The 18077-nt window shown below is 69.9% G+C and carries 18 protein-coding genes; 12 read left to right on the top strand and 6 right to left on the bottom strand.

The genetic code is table 11. The annotated features are described in order from the left end of the window. The first annotated feature begins 26 nt into the window (after nt 1-26). Nucleotides 27-1469: an MFS transporter gene (locus tag AB0O65_RS09505; RefSeq protein ID WP_363384456.1), complete on the top strand. Its 1443-nt coding sequence runs from the start codon at nt 27-29 to the stop codon at nt 1467-1469. 12 nt (nt 1470-1481) lie between these two features. On the opposite strand, the gene AB0O65_RS09500 is transcribed toward AB0O65_RS09505, so the two are convergent. The 3 genes from AB0O65_RS09500 to AB0O65_RS09490 all read right to left on the bottom strand — a co-directional run bounded on the left by AB0O65_RS09500 (nt 1482) and on the right by AB0O65_RS09490 (nt 5221). Then, nucleotides 1482-2372 (bottom strand): serine hydrolase, encoded by an 891-nt coding sequence (locus tag AB0O65_RS09500; RefSeq protein WP_363384453.1) that lies wholly within the window; start codon nt 2370-2372, stop codon nt 1482-1484. Nucleotides 2373-2519: 147 nt separating this feature from the next. After that, the gene (locus AB0O65_RS09495; RefSeq protein ID WP_363384451.1) at nt 2520-4484 is read right to left on the bottom strand and encodes a M13-type metalloendopeptidase; all 1965 of its coding nucleotides are present in this window, start codon (nt 4482-4484) and stop codon (nt 2520-2522) included. Nucleotides 4485-4663: 179 nt separating this feature from the next. Next, nucleotides 4664-5221, bottom strand: coding sequence for a DUF1992 domain-containing protein (locus AB0O65_RS09490; protein ID WP_363384449.1), 558 nt, complete (start codon nt 5219-5221; stop codon nt 4664-4666). A gap of 173 nt (nt 5222-5394) precedes the next feature. On the opposite strand from AB0O65_RS09490, the gene AB0O65_RS09485 reads away from it, so the two are divergent. The 3 genes from AB0O65_RS09485 to AB0O65_RS09475 are packed head-to-tail and all read left to right on the top strand — an operon-like array spanning nt 5395 to nt 9073. Beyond that, entirely contained in the window at nt 5395-6762 is a 1368-nt protein-coding gene (locus tag AB0O65_RS09485) for a DUF222 domain-containing protein (protein WP_363384446.1), read from the top strand. Nucleotides 6763-6821: 59 nt separating this feature from the next. Continuing rightward, nucleotides 6822-8156 carry an MATE family efflux transporter gene (locus AB0O65_RS09480; RefSeq protein ID WP_363384443.1) on the top strand — a complete coding sequence of 445 codons (1335 nt, stop codon included), beginning with the start codon at nt 6822-6824 and terminating at the stop codon, nt 8154-8156. Continuing rightward, nucleotides 8153-9073, top strand: a complete 921-nt coding sequence (locus tag AB0O65_RS09475) for a hypothetical protein (protein WP_363384440.1) — start codon at nt 8153-8155, stop codon at nt 9071-9073. The genes AB0O65_RS09480 and AB0O65_RS09475 overlap by 4 nt, the downstream gene beginning before the upstream one ends. 112 nt (nt 9074-9185) lie before the next feature. On the opposite strand, the gene AB0O65_RS09470 is transcribed toward AB0O65_RS09475, so the two are convergent. Both AB0O65_RS09470 and AB0O65_RS09465 read right to left on the bottom strand, forming a co-directional pair. After that, a complete protein-coding gene (locus AB0O65_RS09470; protein WP_363384437.1) occupies nt 9186-10901 on the bottom strand; it encodes an acyl-CoA dehydrogenase in 1716 nt (571 codons plus the stop codon). Between the two features lie 90 nt (nt 10902-10991). After that, nucleotides 10992-11612 carry a TrmH family RNA methyltransferase gene (locus AB0O65_RS09465; RefSeq protein ID WP_363384434.1) on the bottom strand — a complete coding sequence of 207 codons (621 nt, stop codon included), beginning with the start codon at nt 11610-11612 and terminating at the stop codon, nt 10992-10994. A gap of 136 nt (nt 11613-11748) precedes the next feature. On the opposite strand from AB0O65_RS09465, the gene AB0O65_RS09460 reads away from it, so the two are divergent. From AB0O65_RS09460 to AB0O65_RS09445, 4 genes are read left to right on the top strand one after another with little or no spacing between them, the layout of a single operon-like run. Then, entirely contained in the window at nt 11749-12984 is a 1236-nt protein-coding gene (locus AB0O65_RS09460) for an Nramp family divalent metal transporter (protein WP_318247214.1), read from the top strand. 48 nt (nt 12985-13032) lie between these two features. Continuing rightward, the gene (locus tag AB0O65_RS09455) at nt 13033-13359 is read left to right on the top strand and encodes a hypothetical protein (RefSeq protein ID WP_363384430.1); all 327 of its coding nucleotides are present in this window, start codon (nt 13033-13035) and stop codon (nt 13357-13359) included. A gap of 2 nt (nt 13360-13361) precedes the next feature. Next, complete coding sequence (locus tag AB0O65_RS09450; RefSeq protein ID WP_363384427.1) at nt 13362-13967, top strand: metal-dependent transcriptional regulator; 606 nt, start codon at nt 13362-13364, stop codon at nt 13965-13967. Nucleotides 13968-13984: 17 nt separating this feature from the next. Beyond that, complete coding sequence (locus tag AB0O65_RS09445; protein WP_177243801.1) at nt 13985-14146, top strand: hypothetical protein; 162 nt, start codon at nt 13985-13987, stop codon at nt 14144-14146. 137 nt (nt 14147-14283) lie between these two features. On the opposite strand, the gene pyrE is transcribed toward AB0O65_RS09445, so the two are convergent. Next, nucleotides 14284-14844, bottom strand: coding sequence for an orotate phosphoribosyltransferase (gene pyrE / locus AB0O65_RS09440; RefSeq protein WP_071642032.1), 561 nt, complete (start codon nt 14842-14844; stop codon nt 14284-14286). A 76-nt stretch (nt 14845-14920) separates the two neighbouring features. Between pyrE and AB0O65_RS09435 the strand changes: the two genes are divergently transcribed. From AB0O65_RS09435 to AB0O65_RS09420, 4 genes are read left to right on the top strand one after another with little or no spacing between them, the layout of a single operon-like run. Further along, the gene (locus tag AB0O65_RS09435) at nt 14921-15457 is read left to right on the top strand and encodes a YbhB/YbcL family Raf kinase inhibitor-like protein (RefSeq protein WP_071642030.1); all 537 of its coding nucleotides are present in this window, start codon (nt 14921-14923) and stop codon (nt 15455-15457) included. A 57-nt stretch (nt 15458-15514) separates the two neighbouring features. Continuing rightward, the gene (locus AB0O65_RS09430) at nt 15515-16360 is read left to right on the top strand and encodes an exodeoxyribonuclease III (RefSeq protein ID WP_071642028.1); all 846 of its coding nucleotides are present in this window, start codon (nt 15515-15517) and stop codon (nt 16358-16360) included. Further along, on the top strand, nt 16357-17181 hold the full coding sequence (locus tag AB0O65_RS09425; protein ID WP_363384422.1) for an HAD family hydrolase: 825 nt from the start codon (nt 16357-16359) through the stop codon (nt 17179-17181). Before AB0O65_RS09430 ends, AB0O65_RS09425 begins: the two co-directional genes overlap by 4 nt. Nucleotides 17182-17226: 45 nt before the next feature. Beyond that, nucleotides 17227-18015, top strand: a complete 789-nt coding sequence (locus tag AB0O65_RS09420; RefSeq protein ID WP_363384419.1) for an HAD-IIA family hydrolase — start codon at nt 17227-17229, stop codon at nt 18013-18015. The last annotated feature ends 62 nt before the right edge of the window (nt 18016-18077 follow it).

Here is an 18077-nt window from a genome sequence, read left to right as displayed (position 1 = left end):
TCCCTGCGAGCCGATAACCTCTATCGGTGGACGATGCGGATGACAGAGCGAGAAAGCGGCTCTCCCGCACCCCTCCCCGCGGGGCGATCATCGCCGTGCTGGCCTTCGTCGGCCTGTGCTCGGCGTTCATGTTCACTCTCGTCGTGCCGCTGCAGGCCGAGCTGCCGAGGCTGCTGAACGCCTCACGCGAAGACACCAGCTGGGTGGTCACGATCACCCTGCTGGTCGCGGCCGTGGCGACCCCCATCTCGGGCCGCCTGGGCGACATGTACGGCAAACGCCGTGTCGTGATCGCGCTGCTGGTTCTGCTGGCGATCGGCTCGATCGTGGCCGCCCTGTCGACGTCGATCGTCGGTGTGATCATCGGCCGCGCGCTGCAGGGCGCGACGACCGGGGTGGTGCCGCTCGGCATAGCGATCATGCGCGATGTGCTGCCGCCCGAACGACTCGGCACCGCGGTCGCGCTGATGAGCGCGACTATGGGCGTCGGCGGGGCGGTGGGGATGCCGGTGGCGGCGTTCGTCGCCGAGAACGCCGACTGGCACGCCCTGTTCTGGCTCGCCGCCGGGCTCGGGGTGATCGGGCTGGTGCTGGTGATGCTCGTCGTGCCCGATGACGTGCTGCTCGCACCCGGACGCCTCGATGTCATCGGCGCTCTGGGGCTCGCCGCGGGGCTCACCGGGCTGCTGCTGTACGTCTCGCGCGGAGCGGAGTGGGGCTGGACATCTCCCTTCGCGCTGGTGTGCCTGATCGGCGGACTCGTGGTGCTGGCCGTCTGGGGCTGGTACCAGCTGAAGGCCAAGGAGCCGCTGCTCGATCTGCGCGTCGCCGCTCGCCCCGCCGTGCTCTTCACGAACATCGCCGCGATCGGCATGGGCTTCGCCCTGTTCTCGTCGAACGTGACGTTTCCGCAGATGCTCGAGCTGCCGCGCGAGACCGGATCCGGCCTGGGGCTGGACATGTTCACCGCGGCGATGATCGTCGCCATCTCGGGCGTCATGATGATGTTCATCTCGCCCCTGTCGGGATGGCTGGAGCGCACCGTCGGACCGCGCCCGCTGTTCACCGTCGGCACCGCCGCGATCGTGCTCGCCTACGCCTTCGTGCTGATCTGGTCGACCGAGATCTGGCATTTCGTCGTCGCCAATGTGCTGATCGGCATCGGCATCGGGTTCGCCTTCGCCGCCATGCCGATGATCATCATGCGCGCCGTCCCCGCGCACGAGACGGGCGCGTCGAACGGGCTCAACGCTCTGTTCCGATCGGTGGGCACCTCGACGGCGTCGGCCGTGATGGGTGCGGTGCTCGCCTCGATGAGCATCGAAGTCGGCGGCCGCGCGATCCCGATCCGGGAGGCCTTCGAGGTGTGCTTCTGGCTGTCGATCGTCGCCGGGGTGATCGGCTTCGCGCTGACCTTCCTCATCCCCAGGCATCCGGCGTCGGAAGCGCACCCCGCGCTGCCCGGCTGATTCGCCGGGGGATCAGTGGGTGAACTCCATGAGGTCGGTGCCGAGCACGCGGAACGCGTCGTGCGCGCGCAGCCGGTGGCTGATCGAAAGGTCGTCGAAGCACACCGTCAGGGCGTAGGCGACGCCCGTGCGCGGTCCGACGAGCACCCCCGCCTCGGCGCGCACCCCGCGATCGCGGCCGGTCTTGTTGATGAACAGCAGACCGTGCGCGTCATCGTCGTGCGCGAACGGGTCCAGTCCGGTCGCGGATGCCACGAGGCTGAGATCCTGGTTCAGACTGAGCCACTCGGCGACCTGGGCGCTGACGGCCGCGTCCACCGCGCGGGAGTCGACGAGCCCGGCGAACAGCGTCGCGAACTCGCGCGTCGTGCCGACCGCGACGTGCGGGGCGTCATCGGGCCCGCGCACGTCGCGGAACAGATCGAGCACGGCGCTGCGCGGCATCCCGAGGGACACCATCCGCGCCCGGACATGCTCGTGCCCGACGGCGTCGAGCAGAGCGTTGGCGGCGTTGGGGTCTCCGGCAGCAGCGGCCAGCACAGCCAGGTCGACCAGCGGAAGAGCGGGCGCGCGAAGGTGCCGCCACAGCCCCGAGCCGGCGACGTGATCGTCGGGACGGTCGATGATCCGCAGCGGGTCGAGCGCGCGAGACGCGAAGCCCGCGGCGGTCTCGACCAGAACCGGAACGATGCCGAGCCCCGCGATCGGCAGCGGGACGTGGTCGTCTCCGCTCAGCACGACGCGCCCCGAGTCGAGCTCGACGACGTGCACCGACACCTGCGCTCCGCTCTGCGCCAGCTCCTCGAGACGGCGCAGGCTCGACGCGAACGAGCGACGTCCGGCGGCCGCGCGACGGGGAACGCGCCCTACGCCGCGTCGCGTTCGCCGGCGGGCTGAGGGCACACCGGAGGACGGTTCGGGGGCGGGCGACGAGACCACGCGCGATGTCCTATCCGAGAGAAGGCGATTCCGGCCGGCGCTCAGCACGACGTCCTGTCGGCCGCGCCCCGGCCATCGTAACCCGCACCCTCCGGCCGGGTGACCCCGGTCTCACCAGATGGTGACCCGCTGCTCCGCCGGCAGGTGCAGCCGGTCGCCCTCCGTCACATCGAACGCGTCGTAGAACGCGTCGATGTTGCTGAGGATCTGGTTGCAGCGGAACTCGTTGGGCGAGTGCGGGTCGATCGTCAGCAGACGGATCGTCTCGGCGTCGCGGCTCTTCTGCTGCCACACCTGCGCCCACGACAGCAGCAGGCGCTGCACGCCCGTGTAGCCGTCGATCACCGGCGCCTCCTCGCCGGCGAGCGAGAGCTCGTAGGCCTTCAGCGCGATGCCGAGACCGCCGAGGTCTCCGATGTTCTCACCGATGGTCAGGGCCCCGTTGACGTGATTCTCCTCGCTCAGGCCCACGGGCACGAGCGCGTCGTACTGGGCGATCAGGGCCTTGGTGCGCTCTTCGAACGCGGCGCGATCGGCATCCGTCCACCAGTCCTGCAGTCGGCCGTCGCCGTCGTAGCGGCTGCCCTGATCGTCGAAGCCGTGACCGATCTCGTGCCCGATGACCGCGCCGATCCCGCCGTAGTTCGCCGCCGCGTCGCGCTTCGGGTCGAAGAACGGGTACTGCAGGATCGCGGCGGGGAAGACGATCTCGTTCATCAGCGGGTTGTAGTACGCGTTGACCATCTGCGGCGGCATGAACCACTCGTCGCGGTCGATGGGCTTGCCGACCTTCGCGACCTGTCGGTCGTGCTCGAAGACCGTCGCGCGGCGGGCGTTGCCGACAAGGTCGGTCGGATCGATGTCGACGCCGTCGTAGTCGCGCCACACGTCGGGGTGGCCGATCTTCGGGCGGAAGGTGTCGAGCTTGGCGAGCGCCTTCTCGCGCGTCTCGGGGCTCATCCAGTCGAGCTTCTGGATGCTCTGCCGGTACGCCTCGATGAGGTTGGCGACCAGCTCGTCCATTGCTGCCTTGGACTCGGCCGGGAAGTGCCGCTCGACGTAGATCCGCCCGACGGCGTCGCCCAGCGACCCCTCGACGAGCGAGACGCCGCGCTTCCAGCGCTCGCGGATCGACGGGGTGCCGGTGAGCTCGGTGCCGTAGAACGAGAAGTTCTCGTCGATGAAGTCGTCGGTGAGGTACGAGGACATGCCGTGCACGACCTTGGCTCGCAGCCACGCCTTCCAGTCGTCGAGACGCTCGGGGATGAGCAGGGTGCCGAGACCCTCGAAGAAGCTCGGCTGATAGACGACGAGTTCGTCGAATGCGCTCGGGTTAGCGGTCGCCACGGCATCCCGCCAGGGTGCGAGGTCGACGCCGACGAGCGTCTGGAACTCGTCCCACGTCTTGAGGTTGTACGTCTTCACCGCGTCGCGGGATGCGACGTTGTCCCAGTGGTGTCCGGCGATCTCATGCTCGAGGCCGAAGGCGCGGTCCGCCTGGCCTGCCGGGTCTTCGATCGTGGCGAGGGCGAGGAGGCGCTCGAGGTGCGCACGGTATGCGGCACGCATCGCCTCGAAGCTGTCGAGGCGGTAGTAGCTCTCGTCGGGCAGCGAGAGACCGGCCTGCACGGCGAAGGGCACGTAGCGCTCGGGGTTGCCCGGATCGGGCTCGATGAATACGCCGATCAGCGCGGCGACGCCGTTGCGGTCGAGCTCGCCGATCGTCTGCAGGAACGACGGGATGCTGTCGATCGCGTCGACCTTCGCCAGCTCTGCCCGCAGGGGCGCGAGGCCGACCTCGGCGATGCGGTCGGTGTCCATGAAGCTGCGGAACAGGTCGCCGACCTTGCGCTCGAGGGTGCCCTCAGCGGCATCCTGCGACTCGACGATGATCTCGCGGACGTCTTTCTCGGCCTGTTCGGCGAGCATGTGGAACGAGCCCCAGCGCGCCTTGTCGGCGGGGATCTCGGCGGCCTCGAGCCACGCGCCGTTGACGTGGCGGTAGAGGTCGTCCTGCGGACGGATGTCGGAGCTGAACTCGGAGACGGCAAGGCCGGAGGGCAGTACGTCAGTCATGCCGTCCAGCCTATGCGGCGGCGCCGACCTCGGGCCCGCCGGCCCTGGCCTCGCGCGGGCGGGCGCCGTGGTGCACGCCGCCGTGAGTGCCGTCAGGGATGGGAAACGCCGGTGCACGGGCATCCGCACCGGCGTTGCCCATCTCTGAACCGGCGAGGCGGGCGGGTCCGTGGAAGACGTCAGCGCCGCCACCAGCGTCGAGCGCGCTTCGGCTCGGCATCCGGAGCCGTCTCAGCACGGGCATCCGCCTGCCGGGCCGCCCGGCGTTCTCGCCAGGCCGCCACCTCGGCCTCGACGTCGCGCGGCTGCGTGACCACCGGTGGGCCGCCGAGCAGCTGGCGTCGCGCCTCGATCACGCGGCGGTTGAAGTCGTCGAGCACGCCGCGCACATCCTCCTCGCGGCCGAGCTGATCGAGCTCGCCGTCGAGCTCACGATCCTCGACGCGCAGCATGAGCGCGGGAGGACCCAGGCCCGACAGATTCTCGGTCTCGATCTTGCGGCGGATCCACCAATCGGGATCGTGATGCGTGCCCAACCCCTCGAGCGGCTTGCCGGCGCCGGGCAGGTTGTCGAACTCGCCACGGCGGATCGCGAGCTGGATGGCCGTCTCGACGAACTCCGCCCTGTTCTGCGCGTTCAGCACCATTGGCGCGTCATTCTCCGGCTCGGCCTCTGTACCGGGGCCGGCGTCGCGGCGGGCGCGGTAGCGGGCGGCATTGCTCATCGCGTCAGACATGGCAGGCACCTCCGTGCGATTCAGGGTACGCGGGCGTCGGTGGCCGGGCGTAGATTTCCTCCTCGTCGGGCGATGGATGCTTTCGCATATAGTTTCGACAGTTGTGGAGAAGTAGTACAGTTTTCTTCGTACTTTTGCTTGACTTGCGGGTGGCCGGCGTTTAGGCTTTTCACATGTCAGCACCCGCTCTGGACCCGTTGCGAGAAGCCGTCGCGGCTCTGGCCGGGGTCTGGGCGGATGCCGGTTCCGCGGCCGACCTGAACCGGTCGGGCCTCGTGTCGATGACCCGCGCCATCGGGTCCGCGCGGCGGGCGCTGAATGCACTGCAGGCCGACGTCGCCGCGGCCATCGCGCATGAGTCCCGGCCAGAGCTGGGTGCGGACTCCCTCGCGAAGCAGCAGGGATTCCGCAACACCGCCCAGCTCATCGCGACCACCACCGGCACCAGCGCCGGAGATGCGGCGCGGCTGGTGAAGGTCGGGGAAGCCATCGCGCCCCGGCAGAACCTGCTCGGCGAGCCCGCGCCGGCGAAGTACCCGGCCGTGCAGACCGCGGTGACCTCCGGCCGGTTGGGTGGTGCCGGGGCGGCGGTGATCGTGGAGTTCCTCGACCGGGCCCGCATCGGGGCCGACAAAGGCCTTGTGGCGGATGTCGAGCAGCAGCTGGTCGAGCGGGCCGTTGGTCTGTCGCTGGATGACGTGCGCCGACTCGTCAAGCGCGCCGAGGCGGTACTCGAAGCCGACCGGCTCGAGCAGCGGGAAGAAGAGCGCCGGGCGGCGCGGGCGCTGAGCATGTTCGAACGCGACGGCATGCTGCACCTCAACCTCGTCACCCCGGTCGAAGAAGGCGCGCCGATCAAAGCGGCGATCGACGGGTACGTGTCGGCGCAGTTCCAGGCCCGCAAAGACACTGCCGACACCGCGGATCTGGGCGAGGTGGATGCCGATCAACGCACCGTCACCATGATGCGCGCCGACGCCCTCACCCTGTTCTGCGCCCACGCGCTCGACTGCGACAGCCGGATGCCCGTCAGCGGCGCGACCGTCATCGTCCGCATCAACGCCACGGACCTCGCCGCAGGCACCGGCGCCGGAAGCATCGACGGCGTCGACCAGCCGATCTCCGTCACCGCGATCCGGCGGATGGCCGCATCGGGTGGCGTCATCCCGTGCGTGCTCGACAGTGCCGGGGACATCCTCGACTGGGGACGCGAGAAACGCCTGTTCACCCGAACCCAAAAACTCGCCCTCGTCGACCGCGACGGCGGATGCGCCATGTGCGGACTGCCACCCCACATGACCGAAGTCCACCACATCGACTGGTGGAACCGAGACGCCGGACCCACCGACCTCAACAACGGCATCCTGCTCTGCTCGACCTGCCACCACCGCATCCACGACAACGCCTGGCAGATCCGCATCGAGAACAGCGATACGCGCTCCGGCACCAGAGGACGAGTGTGGTTCATCCCACCACCCCACATCGACCCCACCCGAACACCCCGCCCCGGCGGCAGAGCGCGCTACGACATCGCCGCCTGACCGCACCCGCGGGACCGCGCCCGCGGGACGGCGCCCGACCCACCCCATAGGCTCGTGAGGTGGCATCCACCGCATCCCCGTCCCCCGCGCTCAACCGCGAGATCCTGCGACTCGCCGTGCCCGCCCTCGGCGCCCTCGTCGCCGAGCCGGCATTCCTCATCCTCGACTCGGTGATGGTCGGCCACCTCGGCACCTCACCACTCGCGGGCCTCGGCATCGCCAGCGCGGTGCTGCAGACGATCGTCGGGCTGATGATCTTCCTCGCGTACTCCACCACGCCCGCCGTCGCACGCCGGTACGGAGCCGGCCGCCCCGGCGATGCCGTCTCGGTCGGCATCGACGGCATGTGGCTCGCCCTGGGGCTGGGCGCTGTGCTCGCCGCTGTCGGGGCACTGGCGAGCCCGGCGTTGATCGCCGCATTCGGGGCATCCGACGCGGTCTCCACCGAGGCGCAGACGTACCTCACCATCTCTATGTGGGGCCTGCCGGCGATGCTCATCGTCTTCGCCGCCACCGGGCTGCTGCGGGGGATGCAGGACACCATGACCCCGCTGTGGATCGCCGGCCTCGGCTTCGGCGCCAACGCCCTGCTGAACTGGGTCTTCATCTACGGATTCGGCTGGGGCATCGCCGGCTCTGCGTTCGGCACGGTCACCGCGCAATGGGGGATGGTCTCGGCGTACGTGGTCGTCATCCGCCGTCTCGCCCTCAGACACGGCGCGTCGATGAAGGCGCAGCGCAGCGGCATCCGGGGCACCGCCCGCTCGGGCGGATGGCTGTTCCTGCGCACCGTCAGTCTGCGCGTCGCGCTGCTCGCCACCGTGGCCGTCGCGACGGGCATCGGCACGCGCGAGCTCGCCGGCTGGCAGATCGCCTTCACCATCTTCTCGACCGCCGCGTTCGCCCTCGACGCCCTCGCCATCGCCGCGCAGGCGATGATCGGCAGGGGTCTCGGGTCGGGCGATCTCGCGCAGGTGCACCGCGTGCTGCGCCGCACGGTGGCGTGGGGAGCGTGGTTCGGAGTGATCGTCGGCGCCGCCATCGCCGCCCTGTCGGGTGTGATCGGCGTCGTCTTCACGGGGGATGCCGAGCTCGGTGCGCTCGTGCAGCCCGCGTTCCTCGTGCTCGCGGTCGCGCAGCCGGTCGCGGGGATCGTGTTCGTGCTCGACGGCGTGCTCATGGGCGCGAACGACGCCCGCTACCTCGCGATCGCGGGTGTGCTGAACCTCGTGCCGTTTCTGCCCGCGCTGTGGATCATCGCCGCCACCGGTGTCGCCGGCGCCGCCGGACTCGTCTGGCTCGCCGTCGCGTTCTTCGGCGTGTACCTGCTCGCGCGTCTCGGCACCCTCGGCTGGCGGGTGCGCACCGACGCGTGGACGAAGGTGGGAGCATGAGTCCCTGGAACCGACACGACGACAAGAGCTGGGTTCCGGATGCCTGGCCCGGCGACTCCGCGACCGTCGAACGCCGCCTGCGCGACGAGCTCTTCGCCGAGATCGCGAGCAGCGCGGACATGCGCGTCAGTGGCTTCGACGACGTCCGCACCACAGTCGACCTCGACGGCGCCGAGATCACCCACCTGCTCATCGACGCCACTGGCGTGAAACTGAAGATGAAGCCCGGGAACGGTGCGACTCCTGAGCCGCAGGCGAAGGCGGATACCGAGCCGGCCATCCTCGACCGCATCCCCGGAGCGTTGCGCTTCGCCCGAATCACCGCCGACCCGGCAAACATCCAGGGATATAACATCCGCATCGACGCGACCCTGCAGAACGTCGCCTTCGACTGGGCTCGCTACGAGACGCCCATTCGCGCGGACCGACCGGCGACGGCATTCGGGATCGCGGATGCCGACGACTCCGGCGCCCCGAGCGGCGCCTTCTCCGTGCGCATGCGCGCCGATGACCTGGGTCCGATGATCGAGTCGGTCGCACGCCCCCTGATGAAGGAATCGGGCATGCGGCTGCGCCGCCTCGACACGGATGTCACCGCGAACGACGATCAGAACGTCACGATCGACGCGGTGGCTGCGGTGCGGTGGAAGGTCTTCTACGCGACCGTGCGCGCCCACGTAGAGTTGCACGTCGCCCGCGATGCGATCATCGCCGTGGAGACCGTGCGCTTGAGCAGCCGCAATCCGCTGATCGCCCTGGCCCTGCGCCTCATGCGCGAAGAGCTGCGCGAGGCCGAGGGTCGGCGGCTCGATCTCAACGCCGAGGCGGCCGCCGACGGCGCGAGCCGCACGCTGCGCGTGCACGACCTGCGCGTCCGCGTCGCGCAGGACATCGAGGTCTCCGGCCGCATCGGCTGAGCCCGCGTCCTCTCACCGCCACCCCTACCTGCCGCCGAGACCCCCGGCTGCGGACGTGCACAGCCATGGGTCTCGGTGATGACTGGGGTGTCGGCGAAGACGCCGAGTGCGGTCAGGCGACCTCGCCCGCCGCGACCGTCTCGGCGAGCATGTGCACGCGCGGCAGGTGATGCGCACCGTAGAAGTCGGCCGACACCAGGCGTGCGGCGTCTGCGGCGTCCGGAGTCGCGTGCGCCAGCACAGCAGCGACCGCCAGGCCGTGCATCCAGCCGCCGGCGAGGGTTCCGAGCAGCATCAGGTACGGCACGCTGACGCCGTACGCGTTGCGCGTCATGCCGAAGCCGAGCAGCGACGCCGTGGCGCGGCGAGCCGCATCGACCGCCCGCTCGAGGCGATCGGCCGTGCGCGCGGCAACCTCGTGCTCCAGCCCCCGCAGCGTCTCGACGTTCTCGCCGATGAGCGAGAACAGCGCCTCAGCGGTCGCGCCGCCGTCGCGGATCACCTTGCGGCCGATGAGGTCGTTCGACTGGATCGCCGTGGTGCCCTCGTAGATCGGCATGATCCGGGCATCCCGGTAGTGCTGCGCGACGCCGGTCTCCTCGATGAAGCCCATGCCGCCGTGCACCTGGATCGCGTCGCTCGTCAGCGCGACGGCATCCTCCGTCGCCCACCCTTTGAGGATCGGCACGAAGAACTCGGCGAGCGCACCGGTGTCGTCCGTCGCCGCCCGATCGAACAGGTCGCCGACGTAGACGCCCAGCGCGCGCATGGCGAACAGACGACTCTGCATCGACAGCAGCAGGCGCCGCACGTCGGGATGCTCGGCGATCGGCGCACCCGCCGGACGGTCGAGCACCGCGCCCTGACGACGGTCGTCCGCATAGGCGACGGCCTGCTGATAGGCGCGGTCGGAGATGCCGGTCGCCTGGAATCCCATGCCCGCGCGAGCGGAGTTCATCATCACGAACATGCCCGCAAGGCCGCCGCCGACCTCACCGACGAGGTATCCGGTCGCGTCTTCGTAAGCGAGCACGCAGGTCGGGCTGCCGTGGATGCCGAGCTTGTGCTCGAGCGCGACCGTGGTGACGGCGTTGCGCTCGCCCGGCGCACCCGACGCGTCGGGCAGGAACTTCGGCACGACGAACAGCGACAGTCCCTTGGCGCCGGCCGGGGCGTCGGGCGTGCGCGCGAGCACGAGGTGCACGATGTTCTCGGCCACGTCGTGGTCGCCCCAGGTGATGAAGATCTTCTGCCCGCTGACACCCCACGACCCGTCGGGCCGAGGCGTCGCAATCGTGCGGATCGCGCCCAGGTCGGTGCCCGCGTCGGGCTCGGTCAGGTTCATCGTGCCGGTCCACTCGCCCGAGACGAGCCTGGTCAGGTACGTCTCGCGGATCTCGTCGGATGCCGCCGCGTCGAGCGCGTGGATCTGCCCCGCGGTCAGCAGCCAGCACAGTGCGAACGCGGCGTTGGAGGCGTTCCAGATCTCGCCGAGACCGGCGCGGATCGATCCGGGCAATCCGTCGCCCCCGGCGGATTCAGGCGCCTCGGCGCTGACCCAGCCGGCCTCGACGAACGCCTGATACGCCTCGGCGAACCCGGCGGGAAGTCGCACCTGTCCGTCTTCGAGGCGGGCGCCCTCGCGATCGCCGATCGTCTCGAGCGGCGCCAGGACGGATGCCGCGAACTCGCCGGCACCCGCGACGATCTCGGTCGCGTCCTCGGCGGTGAACGCGCCGCCGGTCGACCGCGCGGGCAGGTCGACGCCGAACGCCTCGCCGAAGAGGAACCGGTAGTCGTCGACCGGGGGGACGTAGTCGGATGCCATGGCGCACTCCATTCGCGTGAGACTCAGGCCCATCCTACGCGGGACTGCGTACCAAGAGAAGCGCCGGACGGTCTCCATCCGGGCATCCGCTCAGGCGTATCGGCGACACCACTCGTACATGACGACCGCCGCCGCCGCGCTCGCGTTGATCGAGCGGGTCGAGCCGTACTGGGTGATCTCGATATGGCCGGATGCCGCGGCCAGCGCCTCATCCGACAACCCCGGCCCCTCCTGCCCGAACAGCAGCACGCAGCGCTCGGGCAGAGCGGCACGGTCGACCGGCACCGCCTCGCCCACGTTGTCGACCGCGATGATCGGGATGCCCTCGCCCGCCGCCCACGCGGTGAACGCCGCGACATCGGGGTGGTGCACCACGTGCTGATACCGATCGGTCACCATCGCGCCGCGCTTGTTCCAGCGGCGGCGACCGATGATGTGCACGGTGTCGGCGAGGAACGCATTGGCGCTGCGCACGATCGAGCCGATGTTCATGTCGTGCTGCCAGTTCTCGATCGCCACGTGGAACGGGTGTCGGTGCGTGTCGAGGTCGGCGACGATGGCATCCATCCGCCAGTACCGGTACCGGTCGATGACGTTGCGGGTGTCGCCGTGCGCGAGCAGCTCGGGGTCGTAGTGCTCGTCGGTCGGCCACTCGCCCGACCACGGGCCGACGCCGTATCCCGGCTGCGTCTCTGACCCGGTCTCGTCCATCGTCCCCAGCCTAACCGCGGCCCCCACCCCCGCGTTCGAATCGCCCACCTTGCCGGTCTGGGGCCGCGGCCGTCGCCAACTGAGCGATTCGAAAGCCGGAGGGGAAGTGCTATTTTTAGGCGTGCCTAAAAATCTGGTGGAGAGTACGAGAGCGCGGGGGTCATGGTGGCGCAGCGCCTGGCTGCTCGGCCCCGCCCTCGTCGCCGGTGTCGCCTACCTCGACCCCGGCAACGTAGCGAGCAACATGACCGCCGGCGCCCGCTACGGGTACCTGCTCGTCTGGGTCGTCGTCGTCGGCAACGTGATGGCCTGGCTGATCCAGTACCTGTCGGCGAAGCTCGGCATCGTCACCGGGCAGAGCCTGCCCGAGGTGCTCGGCACCCGCATCCGCAATCGGTGGGCGCGCCGTGCGTACTGGCTGCAGGCCGAACTCGTCGCCATGGCCACCGACATCGCCGAGGTGCTCGGCGGCGCCGTGGCCCTGCATCTGCTCTTCGGCATTCCGCTGCTGCTCGGCGGAGCCATCACCGGGGCCGTCTCGATCGTGCTGCTGACCATCCAGACCCGGCGCGGGCCACGGCACTTCGAGTTCGTCATCATCGGCCTGATGGCGGTCATCGTGATCGGGTTCGTCGCGGGACTCTTCGTCGCACCGCCCGACCCCGCGGGCGTGCTCGGCGGCATGCTGCCGCGCTTCGCCGACAGCGGCTCGGTGCTTCTCGCCGCCTCGATCCTCGGCGCCACCGTCATGCCGCACGCCATCTACGCGCACAGTGCTCTCACGCGCGATCGGTTCGCCGCCGAGGTCGGCCGCCCGGGCATCCGGATGCTGCTCGCCGTCACCCGCTGGGATGTCACGATCGCGATGGTCATCGCGGGCTCCGTCAATCTCGCGATCCTGCTGCTGGCCGCAGCCAATCTCGCCGGCGTCGACGGCACCGACTCGCTCGAGGGCGCGCATGCCGCGATCAGCGCGAGCCTCGGCCCGGTGATCGGCACCCTGTTCGCGGTCGGGCTGCTGGCGTCCGGTCTCGCGTCGACCTCCGTCGGCGCTTACGCGGGAGCGGAGATCATGCACGGACTGCTGACCGTGCGCATCCCGGTGCTCGCCCGGCGCCTGGTCACCCTGATTCCTGCGCTGGTGCTGCTCGGCGTCGGATTCGACCCGACTCTCGCGCTCGTGCTCAGTCAGGTGGTGCTGTCATTCGGCATCCCGTTCGCGCTCGTGCCGCTCGTCGCGCTCACCGCCCAGCGCCGCACCCTCGGCGAGCACGCCAACCGCACCATTACCACCGTGCTCGGCGTCGTGTTCGCGGTGCTGCTGATCGCCCTGAACGCCGTACTGCTCTGGCTGGTCGCGACCGGCGCGTGACCCCGGCACGCGAGGGAGGCGCGGACTGCCCCGGGTAGGCTCGAGATCATGCCCTCCTCCCCCGCCAAGAAGCACCGCGACGACTCCGAGGCGCGTCGGGCGATGCAGCTGAGCACGTGGTTCGCGCTCGCATCGGGAGCCCTGGGCGTGCTGCTCATCGCGCTGCCTGATCTGCTTCCGGCCGGTGGCCCGTGGGTGCAGCTCGCGCTCGGTGCACTGACCCTCTTCCTCGCGTTCCGGGCTCGCGCCATCGGCACCCGGGGCGTGACCGACTACGACGGGCGCCTGTCGCTGCTCGCCGCGATCGCCGGGTTCGCGGTCCTGTTCTTCGCGGGCAACGCGGCGTTCAACGTGCTGGCCTCACTCGGCGGCTGAGCATGGCATCCCCCGCCTTCGACGACTACCTCAAGACGGTCTACGCGCACACCGAGTGGCAGGAGGCGCCGATCACCCCGTCGCAGCTCGCCGGTGCGCTCGGCATCGCCCCGTCGAGCGTCACCGAGATGGTGAAGAAGCTCGCTGCCGCAGGTCTCGTCTCGCACGTGCCGTACGGTGCGGTGAAGCTGACGGATGCCGGGCGGGAGCGCGCACTGCAGATGCTGCGCCGCCACCGCCTGATCGAGACCTGGCTGGTGCGCGAGTTCGACTACGCCTGGCACGAGGTGCACGACGAGGCCGAGGTGCTCGAGCACACGATCAGCGATCGGCTGCTGGATGCCATCGACGAGCGCCTCGGACGCCCGCGCTTCGATCCGCACGGTGACGCGATCCCCGACGCGAACGGCGACGTCGTACGCGAGCCGTTCGTGCTGCTCGGCGACGCGCCCGCCGGGCACACCGGCCGCGTGCTGCGGGTGAGCGATCGCGACCCCGACCTGCTGCAGCGACTGGAGGACGCGGGTGTGAGCGTCGGCGTCGAGATCACCGCTCCGGCCGACCTGCCCGACGGAGCAGCCCACGCGATCTGGCTGAGCCTAGGCTGAGCGAGGAGGAACCGACCGTGAATCAGAGCGACATGCTGTTCCTGGTGCTGATCAGCATCGGCCTCGCGTCGTTGACGCTCATCACCATCCAGCTGCTCAAGCCGCGCAAGCGCGACAACCGGGGCGAGTGGTACGAGGGCCCCTGGGACGACGACGACCGGCCCCGCGGTAAGCGCTGACGACACACCGGAACCACGTACGAATCGGGGGACGACACTCCAGATGTCGGACGGATCCCGCGAATGGGTCCGACATCTGGAGTGTCGGCCCCCGGAGTGTCACCGGGGTGTCAGCGGGGTGCCGGCGGGCACAGCGACTACTGCGGGTCGAGGCCCAGGTCGTCGAGGTCGTACGCGGCGAGCCACTGCAGGCCCTCGGCCTCGATCGCGGCCTGCGCACCGGTCTTGCGATCGACGATCACGGCGACCGCGAGCACCTCGGCGCCCTCGCGGCGCAGCACCTCGACGGCCTTCAGGGCCGACTGGCCGGTGGTCGAGGTGTCCTCGAGCACGATCACCCGCTTGCCCGCGATGTCGGCGCCCTCGACCTGGCGGCCTCGGCCGTGGTCCTTCGGCTCCTTGCGCACGACGAATGCGTCGAGCGGGCGTTCCGTCGCCACCGACGCGTGCATCACCGAGTTCGCGATCGGATCGGCGCCGAGCGTGAGCCCGCCGACGGCGGCGATGTCGAAGTCCTTGATGAGGTCGAGCATGATGCGCCCGATCGCGGGAGCCGCGCGATGGTCGAGCGTCAGCTTGCGCATGTCGACGTAGTACGTCGCCTTCTTGCCGCTGGAGAGAGTGAAGTCGCCGTGGAACACGGCCTCGTCCTTGATGAGATCGAGCAGGGCCTGGCGGTCTTCGGCGAGGTGGGTCACGGCATCCAGTGTATTCACCGCTCGCCGCCTGGCCGGATGCCCACTCCTCCCCTACCGTGGGTCGAGGAGGTCACACATGTTCTCATTCGATCCCTATGCCGAACTCGCCGAGCTGCGTCCGGTCGCCCCGCTCGCGCTGACCAGCCCCGACTTCACGGCGGGCGGGCCGCTGCCCGGCTTCGCCTGGTCATCCGATCGGGCGGGTGAGGACCGGCATCCGACGCTCGAATGGTCGGACCCGCCGGCCGGCACGCTCAGCTTCGCCATCTCGTGCTTCGACCCCGACGCCCCCACCGGATCCGGCTTCTGGCACTGGGCCGCCTACGACATCGCCCCCGACGTGCGCCGCCTCGACAGCAGCGACGGCACCACGGCAGACCTCCCCGACGGTGCGATCGTGCTGCCGAACGAAGCCCGCAAGGAGCGCTTCATCGGCGCGGCTCCTCCGGCCGGTACAGGCATCCACCGCTACTTCTTCGTCGTCGACGCGCTCGACGTCGACCACCTCGACCTCGAGCCCGGATCCACGCCCGGGGTGCTCGGCTTCAACCGGCACTTCCACACCCTCGCCCGCGGCGTGCTGATCGGCACGGGAGACCCCGCCGAGCGGTAGCCGCAGAGCGGCAGCCGTCGGACGGCGCCTGTCCGTCGCCCCGAATAGGCTGGATGCATGCGCCTGGCCACCTGGAACATCAACTCGATCCGCACGCGCGTCTCGCGCGCCGTCGACTTCGCCGTGCGGGAGGACATCGACGTGCTCGCCTTCCAGGAGACCAAGTGCAAGCCCGAGCAGTTCCCCTACGAGCCGTTCGAAGAGGCCGGTTATCAGGTGGAGGTGCACGGGCTGAACCAGTGGAACGGCGTCGCGATCGCGAGCCGTCTGCCGATGACCGACGTGCGCACTTCGTTCGCCGGCCAGCCCGGGTTCGCGAAGGGTCACGAGGGCCCGGATGCCCCGCTCGAGGCGCGCGCCCTGGGCGTGATGGTCGACGGCGTGCGGGTGTGGAGCCTCTACGTGCCCAACGGCCGCTCGCTGAACGACGAGCACTACCACTACAAGCTGCACTGGCTCGAGGCGCTGCGCACCGCGACCGCCGCCGAGCTCGCCGCCGACCCGAACCTGCCGCTCGCGCTGGTCGGCGACTTCAACATCATCCCGTTCGACCACGACAACGGTGACCCCGCGATCGTACAGGGCTTCTCGACGCACGTGTCACCCCCCGAGCGTGAGGCGTTCTTCGCCCTCGAGTCGGCAGGGGTGACCGACGTCGTCCGTCCGCTGATCCCGGAGGGATACACCTACTGGGACTACCAGCGCCTCAAGTTCCCCCGCAACGAGGGCATCCGGATCGACTTCGTGCTGGGCTCTAAGCCCTTCGCCGACGCCGTCACCGGGGCGTCGATCCACCGCGACGAGCGCAAGGGCGAGCAGCCGAGCGACCACGTTCCCGTCGTCGTCGACCTCGATTTCGGCGGTGGTGACGACGACGGCGACCTGCCGATGATCTTCTCGTGAGTGCGCTCTCGGGCATCCGGCTGATCGCGACCGACCTCGACGGCACCCTGCTCGACGAGTCCGGTGAGGTGTCGCCGCGTACCAGGGCGGCTCTCGACGCCGCTCGGGATGCCGGGATCGAGACGATCCCGGTCACCGCCCGCCAGCCCATCGGGCTGCGGCCGATCGCCGAGCAGGCCGGTCTCGACTCCTGGGCGCTGTGCGGCAACGGCGCCTACGGCCTGCACCTGACGACCGGAGAGCACCTGTTCGCGGCGGAGATCCCCGCCGATGTGCAGGGCGAGCTGGCGCGGGCGCTGCTGAAGAGCATCCCCGATCTGGTCTTCGCGAGCGTGCGCGACGCCGGCGAGGGATTCGTCGCCCAGCACGGCTACGCCGCGCTCGCGCAGCTGAGCGACCACAAGCGCGACCCCGAGACGATGGGCGGCGTCGCACTCGACGAGGTGCTCGGCTCGCCCAGTCTCAAGCTCGTGATCCGGCACGCGTCGGTGCCGATCGACGAGATCTACGCGACGCTGAACGCTCTCGGGCTGTCGGGCTTCGCGTCGACACTGTCGGGTGCGCCGTTCGTCGAGGTGATGGCGCAGGGCGTGACCAAGGCGACCGGACTTGCGCAGGTGTGTCGGCGCCTCGACGTCGAGGCGCACGAGGTGCTGGCCTTCGGCGACGCCCTCAACGACCTCGAGATGCTGCAGTGGGCCGGGCACGGCGTCGCGATGGGCAACGCGATCGACGTCGTGCGGGATGCCGCCGACGAGGTCGCCGGCTCGAATGCCGACGACGGCGTCGCCGCCGTGATCGAGCGGATGCTGGGCGGCTGACCGCCTCAGGAATTCCTGCGGAGGCACAGCCGATAGCCTGATGCCATGGCTGACCGCTCTGAGATCGAATGCTGGCTGACCGACATGGACGGCGTTCTCGTGCACGAGAACGACGCGATCCCCGGCGCATCCGAGCTGCTCGCCGAGTGGGAGCGCGACGGCGTCCCCTACCTCGTGCTCACCAACAACTCCATCTTCACCGCGCGCGACCTCTCGGCCCGGCTGCGCGCCAGCGGCCTGCACGTGCCCGAGGAGCGGATCTGGACCTCCGCGCTCGCGACCGCCGACTTCCTCGCCCAGCAGCTGCCTGGCGGCTCGGCCTTCGTCATCGGCGAGGCGGGCCTGCTCACCGCGCTGCACGAGACGGGCTTCATCATGACCGAGACCCGGCCCGACTTCGTCGTGGTCGGCGAGACCCGCAACTACTCGTTCGAGGCGATCACCAAGGCGATCCGGCTCATCGGCGCCGGAGCGCGATTCATCGTCACCAACCCCGATGCCACCGGGCCCAGTGCCGAGGGCCCGCTGCCCGCCACCGGCGCGATCGCCGCGCTGATCACGAAGGCCACCGGTCGCGAGCCGTACGTGGTGGGCAAGCCGAATCCGATGATGTTCCGCTCGGCGCTGAACAAGATCGGGGCGCACTCCGAGAAGACCGGGATGATCGGCGACCGCATGGACACCGACATCGTCGCCGGCATCGAGGCCGGTCTGCACACGGTGCTGGTCATGACCGGCATCAGCGACCGGGCGGAGATCGAGCGGTACCCGTTCCGCCCCGACGAGATCGTGCAGTCGGTCGCCGACCTGCTTCCCGCCGATCAGAGCGACTGACGGGTTCCGCCTCCGCCTGCGCCATCCGTCGTGGGAGGGATGCCCCGGCATCCCCTCATCCG

It is taken from the genome of Microbacterium sp. NPDC077391, assembly GCF_040686955.1.
GTDB classification, from domain to species: domain Bacteria; phylum Actinomycetota; class Actinomycetes; order Actinomycetales; family Microbacteriaceae; genus Microbacterium; species Microbacterium commune.
This window is presented reverse-complemented; position numbering and strand designations above follow the sequence as displayed.